The 14,811-nt window shown below is 33.2% G+C and carries 16 protein-coding genes; 3 read left to right on the top strand and 13 right to left on the bottom strand.

The window, feature by feature from the left end; all coding sequences use genetic code 11:
* Position 1: 1 nt before the first annotated feature.
* The 8 genes from nuoF to aspS all read right to left on the bottom strand — a co-directional run bounded on the left by nuoF (position 2) and on the right by aspS (position 6,884).
* Positions 2 to 1,366 (bottom strand): NADH-quinone oxidoreductase subunit NuoF, encoded by a 1,365-nt coding sequence (gene nuoF / locus ABWP60_RS01170; RefSeq protein ID WP_353147320.1) that lies wholly within the window; start codon positions 1,364 to 1,366, stop codon positions 2 to 4.
* Between the two features lie 4 nt (positions 1,367 to 1,370).
* Positions 1,371 to 1,901: an NADH-quinone oxidoreductase subunit NuoE family protein gene (locus ABWP60_RS01165; protein ID WP_353147318.1), complete on the bottom strand. Its 531-nt coding sequence runs from the start codon at positions 1,899 to 1,901 to the stop codon at positions 1,371 to 1,373.
* A gap of 81 nt (positions 1,902 to 1,982) precedes the next feature.
* Positions 1,983 to 3,221 (bottom strand): NADH-quinone oxidoreductase subunit D, encoded by a 1,239-nt coding sequence (locus ABWP60_RS01160; protein ID WP_353147315.1) that lies wholly within the window; start codon positions 3,219 to 3,221, stop codon positions 1,983 to 1,985.
* A 1-nt stretch (position 3,222) separates the two neighbouring features.
* Complete coding sequence (locus tag ABWP60_RS01155) at positions 3,223 to 3,750, bottom strand: NADH-quinone oxidoreductase subunit C (protein ID WP_353147312.1); 528 nt, start codon at positions 3,748 to 3,750, stop codon at positions 3,223 to 3,225.
* A gap of 2 nt (positions 3,751 to 3,752) precedes the next feature.
* Positions 3,753 to 4,301: an NADH-quinone oxidoreductase subunit B gene (locus tag ABWP60_RS01150; protein WP_353147309.1), complete on the bottom strand. Its 549-nt coding sequence runs from the start codon at positions 4,299 to 4,301 to the stop codon at positions 3,753 to 3,755.
* 11 nt (positions 4,302 to 4,312) lie between these two features.
* Positions 4,313 to 4,678 carry an NADH-quinone oxidoreductase subunit A gene (locus ABWP60_RS01145; RefSeq protein WP_353147307.1) on the bottom strand — a complete coding sequence of 122 codons (366 nt, stop codon included), beginning with the start codon at positions 4,676 to 4,678 and terminating at the stop codon, positions 4,313 to 4,315.
* A 178-nt stretch (positions 4,679 to 4,856) separates the two neighbouring features.
* Entirely contained in the window at positions 4,857 to 5,057 is a 201-nt protein-coding gene (locus tag ABWP60_RS01140) for a cold-shock protein (RefSeq protein ID WP_091310371.1), read from the bottom strand.
* A gap of 72 nt (positions 5,058 to 5,129) precedes the next feature.
* Positions 5,130 to 6,884 carry an aspartate--tRNA ligase gene (gene aspS, locus ABWP60_RS01135; protein ID WP_353147304.1) on the bottom strand — a complete coding sequence of 585 codons (1,755 nt, stop codon included), beginning with the start codon at positions 6,882 to 6,884 and terminating at the stop codon, positions 5,130 to 5,132.
* A gap of 164 nt (positions 6,885 to 7,048) precedes the next feature.
* On the opposite strand from aspS, the gene ABWP60_RS01130 reads away from it, so the two are divergent.
* Both ABWP60_RS01130 and ABWP60_RS01125 read left to right on the top strand, forming a co-directional pair.
* Complete coding sequence (locus tag ABWP60_RS01130) at positions 7,049 to 8,044, top strand: TlpA family protein disulfide reductase (protein ID WP_353147301.1); 996 nt, start codon at positions 7,049 to 7,051, stop codon at positions 8,042 to 8,044.
* A gap of 113 nt (positions 8,045 to 8,157) precedes the next feature.
* The gene (locus tag ABWP60_RS01125; protein ID WP_353147298.1) at positions 8,158 to 9,147 is read left to right on the top strand and encodes an aspartate-semialdehyde dehydrogenase; all 990 of its coding nucleotides are present in this window, start codon (positions 8,158 to 8,160) and stop codon (positions 9,145 to 9,147) included.
* 76 nt (positions 9,148 to 9,223) lie between these two features.
* Here the strand turns inward: ABWP60_RS01125 and ABWP60_RS01120 are convergent, their stop codons facing one another.
* Genes ABWP60_RS01120 through ABWP60_RS01100 form a run of 5 tightly spaced genes read right to left on the bottom strand, consistent with a single transcriptional unit; the run spans position 9,224 to position 13,967 of the window.
* The gene (locus ABWP60_RS01120; RefSeq protein ID WP_353147295.1) at positions 9,224 to 10,042 is read right to left on the bottom strand and encodes an SDR family NAD(P)-dependent oxidoreductase; all 819 of its coding nucleotides are present in this window, start codon (positions 10,040 to 10,042) and stop codon (positions 9,224 to 9,226) included.
* Positions 10,043 to 10,054: 12 nt separating this feature from the next.
* Complete coding sequence (mtgA, locus tag ABWP60_RS01115) at positions 10,055 to 10,780, bottom strand: monofunctional biosynthetic peptidoglycan transglycosylase (RefSeq protein WP_502904799.1); 726 nt, start codon at positions 10,778 to 10,780, stop codon at positions 10,055 to 10,057.
* A 1-nt stretch (position 10,781) separates the two neighbouring features.
* The gene (locus ABWP60_RS01110; protein ID WP_353147292.1) at positions 10,782 to 11,894 is read right to left on the bottom strand and encodes an NAD(P)/FAD-dependent oxidoreductase; all 1,113 of its coding nucleotides are present in this window, start codon (positions 11,892 to 11,894) and stop codon (positions 10,782 to 10,784) included.
* Positions 11,895 to 11,913: 19 nt separating this feature from the next.
* Positions 11,914 to 12,681, bottom strand: coding sequence for a DedA family protein (locus ABWP60_RS01105; protein WP_353147289.1), 768 nt, complete (start codon positions 12,679 to 12,681; stop codon positions 11,914 to 11,916).
* 35 nt (positions 12,682 to 12,716) lie between these two features.
* Positions 12,717 to 13,967, bottom strand: coding sequence for a dicarboxylate/amino acid:cation symporter (locus tag ABWP60_RS01100; RefSeq protein WP_353147286.1), 1,251 nt, complete (start codon positions 13,965 to 13,967; stop codon positions 12,717 to 12,719).
* A gap of 269 nt (positions 13,968 to 14,236) precedes the next feature.
* Between ABWP60_RS01100 and ABWP60_RS01095 the strand changes: the two genes are divergently transcribed.
* Entirely contained in the window at positions 14,237 to 14,809 is a 573-nt protein-coding gene (locus tag ABWP60_RS01095) for a tetratricopeptide repeat protein (RefSeq protein WP_353147284.1), read from the top strand.
* Positions 14,810 to 14,811 lie beyond the last annotated feature (2 nt).

Below are 14,811 nucleotides of genomic sequence, written 5' to 3'. Positions count from 1 at the left end.
ATTAAACAGTTTGTTTTCCAATTAAATGGCGAACTTTTTCAAAAGGTTCGTTCTCATAATGGTTTCTATCTTTAATTTTTTCTGGGAATCTTACGTGATATTCAAATTCTTCTCTGAAATGACGAATAGCAGCAGCTACTGGCCAAGAAGCAGCATCGCCTAATGGGCAAATGGTGTTTCCTTCAATTTTTGATTGAATATTCCAAAGTAAGTCAATATCTTCATCGCGACCTTGACCATTCTCAATTCTCCATAATATTTTTTCTAACCAACCTGTCCCTTCACGACATGGCGTACATTGTCCGCAACTTTCATGGTGATAGAAACGTGAGAAATTCCATGTATTTCTAACTATACAAGTTGTGTCATTGTATACGATAAAACCTCCAGAACCTAACATTGAACCTGTTGCGAAACCTCCATCTGATAAGGATTCGTAGGTCATTAATCGGTCTGTTCCGGCGGCAGTTTTGTAAATTAAATGTGCGGGTAAAATGGGCACAGAAGAACCTCCAGGCACTAAAGCCTTTAAAGGTCTGTCGTCAATCATACCACCACAGTATTCGTCTGAATTCATAAATTCTTCTACTGTAATACCCATTTCAATTTCGTACACACCAGGATTTTTAATATGTCCCGAAGCAGAAATTAATTTGGTCCCAGTTGAACGCTCTAAACCAATTTTAGCATATTCTGCACCGCCATTCATTACAATCCAAGGCACAGCAGCAATAGATTCTACATTATTTACCACGGTTGGGTTCGCCCATAAACCTGAAATGGCAGGGAATGGTGGTTTGATACGAGGATTTCCTCTTTTACCTTCTAAAGATTCGATTAAAGCCGTTTCTTCTCCACAGATATAAGCACCTGCACCAACGTGCACGTACAAATCTAAATCGAAACCAGAGCCTTTTATGTTTTTACCTAACCAACCAGCAGCATAAGCTTCTTTGATTGCTTTTTCTAAAATTTTGTAAATCCACATGTATTCTCCTCTAATGTAGATGTAAGAAAGATTAGCGCCAAGTGCAAAACTTGAAGTAATCATTCCTTCAATTAGAAGGTGAGGAATGTATTCCATTAAGAAACGGTCTTTGAATGTACCCGGTTCCGATTCGTCTGCATTGCAAACTAAATGACGTGGTTTTCCTGATTTTTTATCGATAAAACTCCATTTCATTCCTACTGGGAAACCAGCACCACCTCGACCACGAAGTCCTGAAGCTTTTACTTCTTCAGTAATATCGTCTGGCTGCATGGTCAATGCTTTTTCCACTGATTTGTATCCGCCATTTTCGCGGTATACCTCATAGGTTTTTATGCCTGGAATATTTATTTTGTCTAATAATATTTTTCTTCCCATGATATTATTTATCGTGTAAAGTTATTTTTTCTGCTTTGCAATCTTCAATTAATGTATCGAAGGATTCCTTGGATAGTTTTTCGTGATAAAAATCGCCTAATTGCAACATGGGTGCGTATCCACAAGCACCTAAACATTCTACCCCAACTACCTGAAATAGTCCATCTGGAGTAATTTCTCCTTCTTTTACGCCTAATTTAGAACAAGCGTAATCCATTAAATCTTCAACACCACGTGTAGCACAACATGAAGTTCTACAAAATTCGAACATGTATTTTGCTACAGGTTTTGTGTTAAACATCGTATAGAAAGTTACTACTTCGTACACCTCAATTGGAAGGATTTCCAAAATTTCTGCTACTTTTTGTTGTAATTCTACACTTAACCAATTGTCATGAGCATCTTGTACTTCATGTAAAACGGGTAGTAATGCCGATTTCTTTTTATCTGCTGGATAATGACTGATTAGTTCGTTAATACGAGTCATTAACGCTTCAGTTATGTGTATCTCTTGTTTGATATTTGATATTTCCATTTTTTTTATTTTAAATTTTGAATTAGAAATTTTAAATGTTTGTACTGATTTATAATTTAAAATTCATCATTTATAATTTAATTAAGCGTCTAATTCGCCAGCAATTACATTTAAACTTGACAAAATTACAATGGCATCTGACAACATGGCTCCTTTAATCATTTCTGGGTATGCTTGATAATAGATGAAACTCGGTCTTCTAAAATGTAATCTGTATGGTGTTCTACTTCCGTCTGTAATTAAATAAAAACCTAATTCACCATTACCGCCTTCAACAGGTTGGTACACTTCGGCAACAGGAACAGGAACTTCTCCCATTACAATTTTAAAGTGATAAATTAAGGCTTCCATATTATGGTATACGTCCTCTTTTGGAGGAAGGTAATAATCTGGAACATCAGCATGGAATACATTTCCTTCTGGCATTTTATCTAATGCTTGACGAATAATGCTTAAACTTTCCCAAACTTCCGCGTTTCTTACGCAGAATCTATCGTAGGTATCACCTGATTTTCCAACTGGAACATTAAATTCGAAATCTTCATAAGAAGAATATGGTTGTGCTACACGAACATCGTAATCTACACCAGCGGCTCTTAAATTCGGACCTGTAAATCCGTAATCCATTGCCATTTCCGGAGTTATTGCACCTACATTGACTGTTCTGTCAATAAAAATTCTATTTCTTGTAAATAAATCTTCAAATTCTTTCCAAGCTACTGGGAAATCTTTTAAAAAGGTATCTAGTAATTCAAAAGCTCTTGGCGACCAATCTCTTTCAAATCCACCAATTCTTCCCATATTTGTGGTTAAACGAGCACCACAAATTTCTTCGTAAATTTCATAAACCTTTTCGCGGAATTGAAATACATAAAGAAATCCGGTATATGCACCTGTATCTACACCTAAAATGGAGTTACAAATTAAGTGGTCTGTTATACGCGCTAATTCCATTACTATGACACGTAAATATTGTGCACGTTTTGGAACTTTGATATCTAATAATTTTTCTAAAGTCATCCACCAAGCCATATTGTTTATTGGTGAGGAACAATAATTCATTCGGTCTGTAAGTGGTGTAATTTGATAAAACGGACGATTTTCCGCAATTTTTTCAAATGCTCTATGAATATATCCTATTGTTGGTTCTGCGTCTAAAATTCGTTCCCCATCCATCAATAAGATGTTCTGAAAAATACCGTGAGTGGCAGGGTGAGTAGGTCCTAAGTTTAAGATAGCTAATTCGCTTCCGTCTTCGTTGTGACGTTCCTCAATGTATTTATAATATCTATGATCTGCAGGTAATGTTACTTTTCCCATCTTAAATTATTGCATTATTAATGGTTCTACCAAAGAAACGGTCGTCTTTGTCTGTTCTTCCTGAATCTTCCATTGGAAATTCTTTTCTCATTGGAAAAGAGGTCATTTCATCCATATTTAAAATTCGTACTAAGTTTGGGTGTCCGTTAAAAATAATTCCATAGAAATCGTATGTTTCACGCTCCATCCAATTAGCACAATTAAATAAAGAAACGATTGATTTAACTTCTGGATTAGTTCCGTTTAAAAATGTTTTTACTCGTATTCTTTTGTTTTCGTACCAATTATGTAAATGATACACTACGCAAAATTGCTCGTTTACATCGCTATCTGGATAATGCACACCGCAAAGATCGGTTAGAAAACTAAAGTTTAAAGAAGGTTCTTCTTTTAAGAATTTTATTACGTTGTATACAACATCTACATCGGCTTCCAAAACAAACATATCGTATTCTGTTCTAAAATACTTTACGTGGTCTCCAAAAGTTTCTTGAAGTTTACTTTGTATATCTACTGATTCTAAAGCCATTATTATTCTATGTTATAGGAAGCTAACAATTCTTTATATTCTGCAGAATGTCTTCTTCTTTGAGATTCACTTTTTACTAATTCTTGTAGTTGCATTACACCGTCTACTATTTGTTCTGGACGTGGAGGGCAACCGGGCACATAAACGTCTACAGGAATTACTTTGTCAATACCTTGTAAAACAGAATAGGTGTCAAAAATACCACCTGATGAAGCGCAAGCTCCGACAGCAATTACCCAACGAGGTTCAGACATTTGTTCGTAAACTTGACGTAAAATGGGTGCCATTTTTTTAGAAATGGTTCCCATAACAAGAAGCATATCTGCCTGACGAGGTGAAAAACTCACACGTTCGGAACCAAAACGAGCCAAATCATAATGCGACGCCATTGTTGCCATAAATTCGATACCACAACATGAAGTAGCAAATGGTAATGGCCATAATGAATTGGCACGAGCCAAACCAACTACTTGGTCTAATTTTGTTGCGAAGAATCCTTCTCCAACATGTCCTTCTGGAGCAGCAACCATATTTACTTTATTCTTTTCCATACTTTATATTGTTATTCCCAAACTAATGCTTTCTTCTTTATTACATAGAAGAATCCAATTAATAATAAAACCATGAAAATACCCATCTTAATTAATCCTTCTGCCCCCATTTCTTTAAAATTTACCGCCCAAGGATACATAAAAATTACTTCCACATCAAAAAGGACGAACAAAATAGCGACTAAGAAATATTTTACAGAAAATGGAATACGTGCGTTTCCAACAGATTCAATTCCGCATTCGAAACTCTTATCTTTGTTAGCAGAGGATCTTTTAGGACCTAGTAAGCTGGAACCAAAAATTGTTAAAGCAACAAATCCTACCGCAAGAAGTACTTGCATTAGAATTGGTATAAAATCAATTTGAGAATTTTGCATTTTAATGTTGTTTTGAAAATAGCCACAAAATTAATTTGTATTGAGGTATTATCAAAATTTAAACTACATTAAGAATAGTAATTTTCTTAAAAAGAATGTATTTATAATCGTTCTAAATAAAAAAAATAAACATAAAAAAAACGCTCCGTTTTCGGGAGCGTTTTTAGAGGGTAATAAATTAATCGTTTAATATTACAACGTTTGTTGCTACAATTCCTTTTCTTCCTTCTTCTTCTTCATAACTAACACGGTCTCCTTCGTTTAAGTTTTCAACCTTGATTCCTGTAGCGTGAACAAAAATGTCCTTACCTGTATCTTCGTTAGTGATGAAACCAAAACCTTTAGTTTCATTGAAGAATTTTACTGTTCCTGTTTGCATTATATGCGTATTTAATTATTAATAATGAGCAAATATATAAATTTATTTCACACAAGCAAGAAAATTATGGTTTTATTTTGAAATATTTAATTTAATATGCAATTCTTCCAATTGAGCAGTATCAATTAATGACGGCGCATCAATCATTACATCCCTTCCAGAATTATTTTTCGGAAAAGCAATAAAATCTCTAATAGTTTCTTGACCACCAAGTATAGCTACCAATCTATCTAATCCAAAAGCCAAGCCGCCGTGTGGAGGCGCACCAAATTGAAAGGCGTTCATTAGAAATCCAAATTGGTTTTCAGCTTCTTCTTTAGTAAATCCTAATAATTCAAACATTCGTTCTTGTAAATTTCTATCATGGATACGAATAGAGCCTCCACCAATTTCGTTTCCGTTTAAAACCATATCATACGCATTAGCTCTAATTTTACCTGGTTCGGTTGTAATTAAGTGCATATCTTCTGGTTTTGGAGAAGTAAATGGATGGTGCATCGCATGATATCTTTCGCTTTCTTCATCCCATTCTAATAACGGAAAATCTAATACCCAAAGTGGGGCAAATTCATCTGGATTTCTTAAACCTAATCTAGTAGCTAATTCCATTCGTAATGCAGAAAGCTGCGTTCTGGTTTTATCGGTATTTCCACATAAAACAAAAATCATATCTCCAGGTTTCGCTCCAGTAATTTCAGCCCATTTTTTTAGATCTTCTTGATCAAAAAACTTGTCTACAGATGATTTTAAGCTTCCGTCTAATTCATATTTACAATAAATCATTCCAGTTGCACCAATTTGAGGACGTTTTACCCAATCAATTATGGCATCGATTTCTTTTCGGGTATAAGCCGCACAACCAGGAGCTGCAATACCAACTACAAATTCTGCAGCATTAAATACAGGGAAATCTTTATGTTTGGTTACTTCGTTTAACTCGCCAAATTCCATTCCAAAACGAATATCTGGTTTGTCATTTCCGTATGTTTTCATAGCATAATCGTATGTAATACGAGGGAATTTATCTATTTCAACACCTTTAACTTCCTTAAGTAAATGACGTGTTAATCCTTCAAACTGATTTAAAATGTCTTCTTGTTCCACGAATGCCATTTCGCAATCAATTTGTGTAAATTCAGGTTGTCTATCTGCTCGTAAATCTTCATCACGGAAGCATTTTACAATTTGAAAATACTTATCCATTCCGCCCACCATCAATAACTGCTTGAAGGTTTGTGGCGATTGTGGCAGTGCGTAAAATTGCCCTTCATTCATTCTACTTGGCACTACGAAATCACGTGCGCCTTCAGGAGTAGATTTTATTAAATAGGGTGTTTCTACTTCGCAAAATCCTTGATTAGATAAATAATTTCTTACTTCTTGCGCCACTTTATGACGAAATAGTAAGCTGTTTTTTACAGGATTTCTACGAATATCTAAATAACGGTATTTCATTCGGATATCTTCTCCACCGTCTGTTTCGTCTTCAATTGTAAACGGGGGTGTTAATGATTCATTCAAGATAGTCATTTCAGAAACTAAAATTTCAATGTCACCCGTTGGAATATTGTTATTTTTTGATTCTCGTTCGATTACCGTTCCTTTTACCTGAATCACAAATTCTCGGCCTAATGATTTTGCAGCTTCAAAAATGGCTTTATTCGTTCTGGTTTCGTCTAAAATTAATTGCGTAATTCCATATCTATCACGCAAATCAATCCATATCATAAAACCTTTATCACGTGTTTTTTGAACCCAACCCGCTAAGGTAACTTCTTGATTAATGTGTGTAGCGTTAAGTTCACCACAATTATGACTTCTATACATTGTTATTTGTTTTTTTATTTCATACAATTCGACCAAGGTCTCGGGTGCAAAAGTATAATAATTTTAAATTTTATTTTAGTTTAACAATTAATAATCTTTACAATTTTTGTAATTTATTTTTTTAATTCTGTTATATTTACATTTTATAAATTAAAATATTCAAAATGACAAACCACAAAACATTTTTATTAGGCGTAGTAGCAGCTGTTTTTTCTATAACAGCCAGTGCTCAAGTTAAATTTTCAGCTAAAATTGCAAACAAACCTGCAGATACCATTTTTGTAAAATCTAGAGGTTTTAGTCAAATGATTGTGGCAGATAAAAAAGGTGATTTTAATGCAACTTTCAAAGTAACAGACGGTATGTTTAAACTTGAAGTTGCTGAGCAATATGCAGATTTATATTTAACTAATTCTACAGATATACAAGTTTCTTTAGATTATAAAGATTTTGATAATACCATTTCTTTTAAAGGAAAAGGCGCAAAAGAAAATATGTTTTTAGCAGCTGAAATGCTAAAGCAAGCAGATCAATCCGCAATTGAACCTATAATGAAAGCGGAAAATTTAGAAATTTTAAATACAGAAGTAGCCAAATATAAAGAGACAATTTATGCCGCATTACCTAAAGATTTAGACCCTAATTTTGTGGCCAAATACAAATCGGATGTTGAAATGGGTATGAAAGGTATGATTGATTATCTTTCGGCAAGTTTTGAATTAAAAAAATTAAACGGAACGGCTTCACCAACTTTTAAATATGAAAATCACAAAGGTGGTGTTACATCTTTAGAAGATTTAAAAGGAAAATATGTTTATGTAGATGTGTGGGCAACTTGGTGCGGACCTTGTCGTCAAGAAATTCCTTTTTTACAAAAAACAGAAGCAGCTTATCATGGAAAAAATATCGAATTTGTAAGCATTTCAGTAGATGAGCAAAAAAATCACGACAAATGGAGCAAATTTGTTACCGAAAAAAACTTAGGAGGTATTCAATTATTAGCGGATAAAGATTGGAAATCAGATTTTGTACAAGGGTATAAAATCAATGGAATTCCAAGATTTATTATCATTAGCCCAGAAGGAAAAATTGTAAATGCAGATGCACCAAGACCTTCGTCACCAGAATTAGTATCGTTATTGGATTCGTTAGTGAAATAAAATTTTTAAAAACTGCCTACGGGCAGTTTTTTTTATGATTATTAATTTTTTATATAAAAATTATTTGCAATAAGTTTTATACTTTTGCCTAGTTAAAAATAATAAATAAACAAATGAAAGTAGCCGTTGTTGGAGCCACTGGAATGGTGGGAGAAGTAATGCTTCAAATATTAAAAGAGAGAAATTTTCCAGTTACAGAATTAATTCCTGTTGCCTCAGAAAAATCTGTTGGCAAAGAAATTGAATTTAACGGAAAAACATATAAAGTTGTAAGTTTACAAACCGCAGTAGATAGGAAAGCGGATATTGCGTTGTTTTCTGCTGGTGGAGAAACTTCTCTAGCTTGGGCACCAAAATTTGCTGCTGCTGGAACAACAGTTATTGATAATTCTTCGGCTTGGAGAATGGATGAAACTAAGAAATTGGTCGTACCTGAAATAAATGCGGATATCTTAACAGCTGATGACAAGATTATTCCAAACGCAAATTGTTCTACGATTCAATTAGTTATGGCTTTAGCGCCATTGCACAAAAAATATAAAATTAAACGTATTATCGTTTCTACGTACCAATCTATTACTGGAACAGGAGTAAAAGGTGTACAACAATTAGAAAACGAATATGTTGGTATTAAAGGCGAAATGGCTTATAAATACCAAATTCATAGAAATGCGATTCCTCAATGTGATTTGTTTGAAGAAAACGATTACACGAAAGAAGAAATGAAATTGGTTCGTGAAACGCAAAAAATCTTAAACGATAAAACCATTGGCGTTACGGCTACTGCGGTAAGAATTCCAGTAGTTGGTGGACATAGTGAAGCGGTTAATGTGGAATTTTATTCAGATTTTGATGTAAACGAAGTTCGTACCCTTTTACACAACACACCAGGAATTACAGTTCAAGATAATTTAGATACGTTTACGTATCCAATGCCGTTTTACGCAGAAGGTAAAGATGATGTTTTTGTAGGACGTATTCGTAGAGATGAAAGCCAACCAAACACATTGAATATGTGGATTGTTGCTGATAATTTACGAAAAGGTGCCGCAACAAATACCGTACAAATAGCCGAATATTTAGTGGCGAATAAATTGGTATAATGCACAAAAAACTTGTAAAATATTACTTGTAATAAAAATATTAAAAAGGCGATTTTTAGTTTTGAAAATCGCTTTTTTAGTTATTTAAAGTAAATTTTCTAATGATATAGTTAAATAGTTTGTAGCCCAATACACGTCTTAAAATTCGCATGATATTGGCATCAAAACCTATGGTATATCTTCTAAAATTTTTATTTGGTTTTTCGGCAATTTTAAATAATTTTTCAACAATTTGTTGTGGTAACTCTTCGTTTTTGCCTGATTTAGCCAAAAGCAATTTCGAAATTTTATCCATTAATTTATTATAAGAAAAAATTTCTGTTGGCGCGCATTTGGTTACATTCTTTTGAAATGATGTGGGCGCATTTCCAAATTGCACAGTCGCTACACTTATATTAAAATCTACCAGTTCATAGGCCATACATTCAGAAAAACTTTCTACGGCTTGTTTGGTCGAATGATAAAAGTTTCCAAGAGGCAAATTTACCAATCCAGCAACAGAAGTAATATTGATAAATTGCCCATATTTTTGTTGTCTGAATGTTGGAATAAATGCCCTACATACTTTAACCACCCCAAGCCAATTTACATTTACTATTGTATCAATTTTTTTGTCTTCTGATAGTTCTACAAAACTTCTGTAGCCCATTCCAGCATTATTAATAATCGTATCAATTTTAGGATGATTATCCAAAATAATTTTAGTAGCCGATGCAATGCTTTCAGTAGATGTTACATCCATTTCATAACAAAAAATAGTAGTAATATCTTTAAAATCTTCGCCTTCAGAAGAATGATGTAATGCAGCAATAACGGTCCAGTTATTTTTAGCGAAATATAATGCAGTTTGTTTGCCAATTCCTCCACCAGCACCAGTTATTAAGACTATTTTCATATTAGTTTTTTATTAATATTTTAATTTTGTCATTAAAATATAGCGGGCAATTTTGCTTTGTTTTCGGCTAATGTATGCAGAACCATTTGGACTAAATCTTCTTGGATTTGGTAAAATTGCGGCAATTCCAGCGGCTTGCATTCGTGTTAAACTTTTACAGTCTCTTTTGTACCAATGTTGCGTAGCGGCTTCAGCGCCATAAATACCATCGCCCATTTCAATACTGTTTAGGTAGACTTCTAGTATGCGTTGCTTGCCCCAAACTAATTCAATTAATACGGTATAATAGGCTTCTAATGCTTTTCGGAAATAACTTCTTCCTTGCCAAAGAAATACATTTTTTGCAGTTTGTTGTGTAATAGTACTTCCGCCTTTAAGTTTTTTACCTTTAAAATTTCCTACTGCGGCTTTTCGCATTGCAGAAAAATCCAAACCATTGTGTTCAAAAAATCTGCCATCTTCACTGGCAATAACCGCTTTTTGTAGGTTTTTAGAAATGTCTTCTATGGGTACCCAATGGTGTTTGGTTTCAATGTTTTTCCCTGCAGATTTATTTTCAAAATACCTAATTACCATAAGTGGCGTGTAAGGCACGGGCACAAATTTATAAAGTACTACAAAAAACAAACTAATAATATTGAACCAAATAATTAGTTTCCAAAAGAAACGCATTATATGACTGAAAAATCCTTTCTTTCCAGTGCTTTTTGGTTTTATTGTTGCTTTTATTGCTGCCATTTTATACTAAATCTGCTACTTCTTTTCCAATTAAACTTCCTATAGCCACGCCCATTCCGCCCATTCTAACGCCGCAATAGATATGGTTGCTTAGTTGTTTTACAATTGGGTTTTTAGAATTTCCGATACCCATAATACCACTCCAACTATGCTCAATTTCAAAAGGGGTATCCGGCAAAATTACATTTTTTAACAAATCTTCCAAGCGATTTTGAATTTTTTCAGTAGTTTCTAGCGAAGTAGTGGTTTCTCCTTCAAAATCTAAGTTTCTACCACCACCAAAAAGCACTCTATTGTTTATATTTCGGAAGTAATAATAGCCTTGGTCTAAATGAAAAGTACCTTTGATGTGTAAATTCTCAATTGGTTTTGTAATTAAAACTTGTGCTCTTGCCGGTTTGACTTCGTTTTTGGTTAATTCTGAAGCAAAACCATTTGTAGTGAAAATCAGTTTTTTGGTTTTAAAAGTGACCTCATTGGTTACCACCTCCACATTATCATTTGTTTCTTGATAATCAGAGACCGTTTGATGGTTTAGAATTAAAATATCGTGTAATGCTGCTTTTTTTAATAAGGCTTGCATCATATTTCCTGTGTCAATTTGACCTTCAAAAGCATTAAAAATCAAATGCTCAAACGTGTTTTTAAACTTAAAAGAATCGTTTACCTTCGCATACACATCTGATTTGAATAAGGGACGAACAATGTCGTTTATAAAAGGAATTTTGGAGACACAATCATTATAAAACGCTTCGTCTTCTTTCAGAAACAATTCGTAACCGCCTAAAGGTTGATAGTCAATGGCTGCATCACCTAAGTTATTACGAAGCAGTTGCAACCCAGCATATCTTTTTTGAATTAGTTGGATAACTTCTTGCTCAGTATGTGTTTTTAAATCGTCAATAATTTCGGAAACACTTCCAAAACAAGCAAAACCTGCGTTTTTGGTACTGGCGCCTTGTGGCAAAGCCCCTTTTTCTAAAAGTATAATTTTGGCTTTTGGAAACCGTTCTCTTAACCGAATCGCGGTATGTAACCCTACAATTCCGCTACCTACTATGGTAAAATCCACGTTGGAGAACCAATTTTTTATTTCCCAATAGCTCAGTTTCATAATATTTTTTTAGGTGAAACTACGCATCACCTGACCCATCTGTTTTTCCTAATTTTCTAGCTTTAATAGCTTTCATTACTAAAGGAAATGTAGTTACAGCCACTAAAATTAGTATGATTTTTTCGATGTGATGTTTTAAATCAATATCAAATTTTTCTAAAAATAAGCCATATAAATAATGGCCTGCGTACACCAATATAAACGACCATAAAATAGAACTTATGATATTATACAACATGAATTTGCTTTTTTTCATATGTACAATTCCAGCAATAATAGGGACAAAAGTTCTTACAATGGGTAAAAATCTTGCAAAAACTATTGCAACGCCACCATGCTTTTGAAAGAAACTTTCGGAGTGGTCTAGGTATTTTCTCTTAAAGAAAAAGCCATCCTTTTTTTGATATAAATTTTTCCCGTATACAGATCCAAACCAATAACCAAAAATGTTACCAATTATTCCAGAAAGTGCAATTAATGTTGCAATCACAAAAACTGGTGAATAACCTTGAGGTAAAAAAGTTAAAGGTAGTGCCAATGCTTCACAATAAATTCCTGATAAAAACAACAAACTATCACCGGGAAGAAAAAACCCTATAAACAAACCGGTTTCTGCAAACACAATAAATAAAACCACGTAAATTCCAATAGGAACACCACCTAATTCTAGGTTAATGTAAAATTCGGGATTAAAAAGCTGGGTCCATGTAAATTCCTTATCAATTTCTTGGGCTTGTAATACTACGTTTAATTTTAATTTTTCAAGTAGGTCTATGATGAATTTCATGGGTTTCAATTTTATTTTTTTAGCAAGAATTAATATTAACTCTCGATTTCTTGTGTGGTTTCGTGTTTAGATTCCCATTTGTCAATTGCAGCTGTAGAAAGTGCGTTTCCTAATACATTGGTCATACTTCTGGCCATATCGCAAAAATGGTCAATTGGTAAAATTAAAGCAATTCCTTCTGGTGGAATACCAAACATGGCGCAAGTGGCCACTACTACAATTAACGAAGCTCTTGGCACACCGGCAACACCCTTACTTGTTAGCATCAACACTAAAAGCATGGTAAGTTGTTCCGGTAAACTCATTTCTATACCATATACTTGCGCAATAAAAATACTGGCAAATGTCATGTACATCATACTTCCGTCAAGGTTAAAAGAATACCCCAGCGGCAAAGTGAAGGACACAATTTTAGGTTGGCACCCAAAACGTTCTAATTCTTCTACCATTTTTGGAAAAACAGCTTCTGAACTTGTAGTAGAAAAGGCAATTAATAATGGACTTTTGATTCGTTGTAGCAATACAAATAAACGCTTTCCTAAGATGATATAACCAACGGTTAAAAGGATTAACCAAAGCAAAAGTATTCCAATTAAAAATGCTCCTAAATATTTGGCGTAAAGTGTAAATACTTCGAAACCGTGTTTTGCAATCGCACTTGCAACAGCACCTAAAACACCTAACGGAGCCGTCCACATAATAAAAGTAACCATTTTTAAAATCACATGCGAAACCGAGTCTAATAATTTAAGAATGGGTTTTGCTTCTTTCTTGCTAAATGCCGCTAAAGCCACACCAAATAAAATAGAAAAGATTACTATTTGTAAGATTTCGTTAGTAGCTAAAGCTTCAAATAAACTTTTTGGAATAACATGTTTTACAAATTCTTCTAATGAAAATCCTTTTGAGTTTTCTAACAATTCAGAAGCACTTGAAGCGTCATCTAATTTAATTGTGGTGCCTTTTCCAGGTTCGAAAAAATTCACTAAAACCATTCCTAACAACAAGGAAATTAAGGAAGCAGAAATAAACCAAGCCATTGCTTTTCCGCCTACTCGTCCTACCATTTTCATGTCGCCCATTTTGGCAATTCCAACCACTAAAGTAGAAAAAACTAATGGTGCAATAATCATTTGAACCAATCGAATGAAAATAGTTCCAAGTAATTTTATATTTTTTGAGAAGGTGTCAATAGCTTCAGGAAACTGATAATGCACAATTCCACCTAACCCAACTCCAATAATAAGCGAAATGATAATTAGTATAAAGAGTTTATTGTTTTTCATTTTTCATTTTTATTTTAGACCGTGAAAATAGTTATATTTTTTCAAAAAAGTGCTACTTTTAACCTCGTTTTAAATTTTAAGAGTATGAAAAATTTATTTTTCTCATTTTTAGTGTACTAATTAGGAGCTTAAGCACGGAATAAATTATAACGTTAAAAAAGTTATGGCTTTTAGCCAATTTAAAAAATTAATTTCAGACCTGACAGGTTTCAAAAACTTGTTAGATCTTGTTGAAAAAAAATCAGATGCGTCTATTAATCAATTTTAGTATGAGAAAAATTTTAGGTTTAGTGATTTTTATTTCAATTTTTGGATGTAAATCTGATACAGAAAATCAAATTTTAGAATTGAGTAAAAAATCACAGGAATTTGCTTCAAATGATAAGTTTGAAGAAGCTATAAATGCTTTAAATAAAATTGAAAAAATTGAGCCAAATTACAAATATCTTCATAGTAGAAAAGCAGGTTTGTTTTTTTATGCTGATAAATTTATAGAAGCAAAAGCTGAAATTAATAAAGAACTAAAAAACGATTCCCTTAATGCTGAATTTTGGATGTTAAAAGGAGTTATAACAAGAAAACTTAATGAAATTGAATATTCAAATCTGTGTTTAAAAAAAAGTTTGAAATTTTATAAATTAAGTAAGAGTTATTCTTTTAAAAGTGAAAATGATTTGGATCAGATGAAATTTATTTTACTTCATATTGTTAATGATGCTGAATCTAAAACTAAGAAAGAACAATTAAAATCAAAATGGAGATTAGATTATAAAATGTCTGATTTTTTTAAAGATATTGAATCTGAAACTTCAGAAAAAGCGTTAAAAATGCTTTATAAATAATT

This window comes from Flavobacterium sp. (assembly GCF_040402895.1).
Lineage (GTDB): Bacteria > Bacteroidota > Bacteroidia > Flavobacteriales > Flavobacteriaceae > Flavobacterium.
Note: the sequence above shows the minus strand (reverse complement) of the source record. Positions and strands in the feature narration are given on the sequence as shown.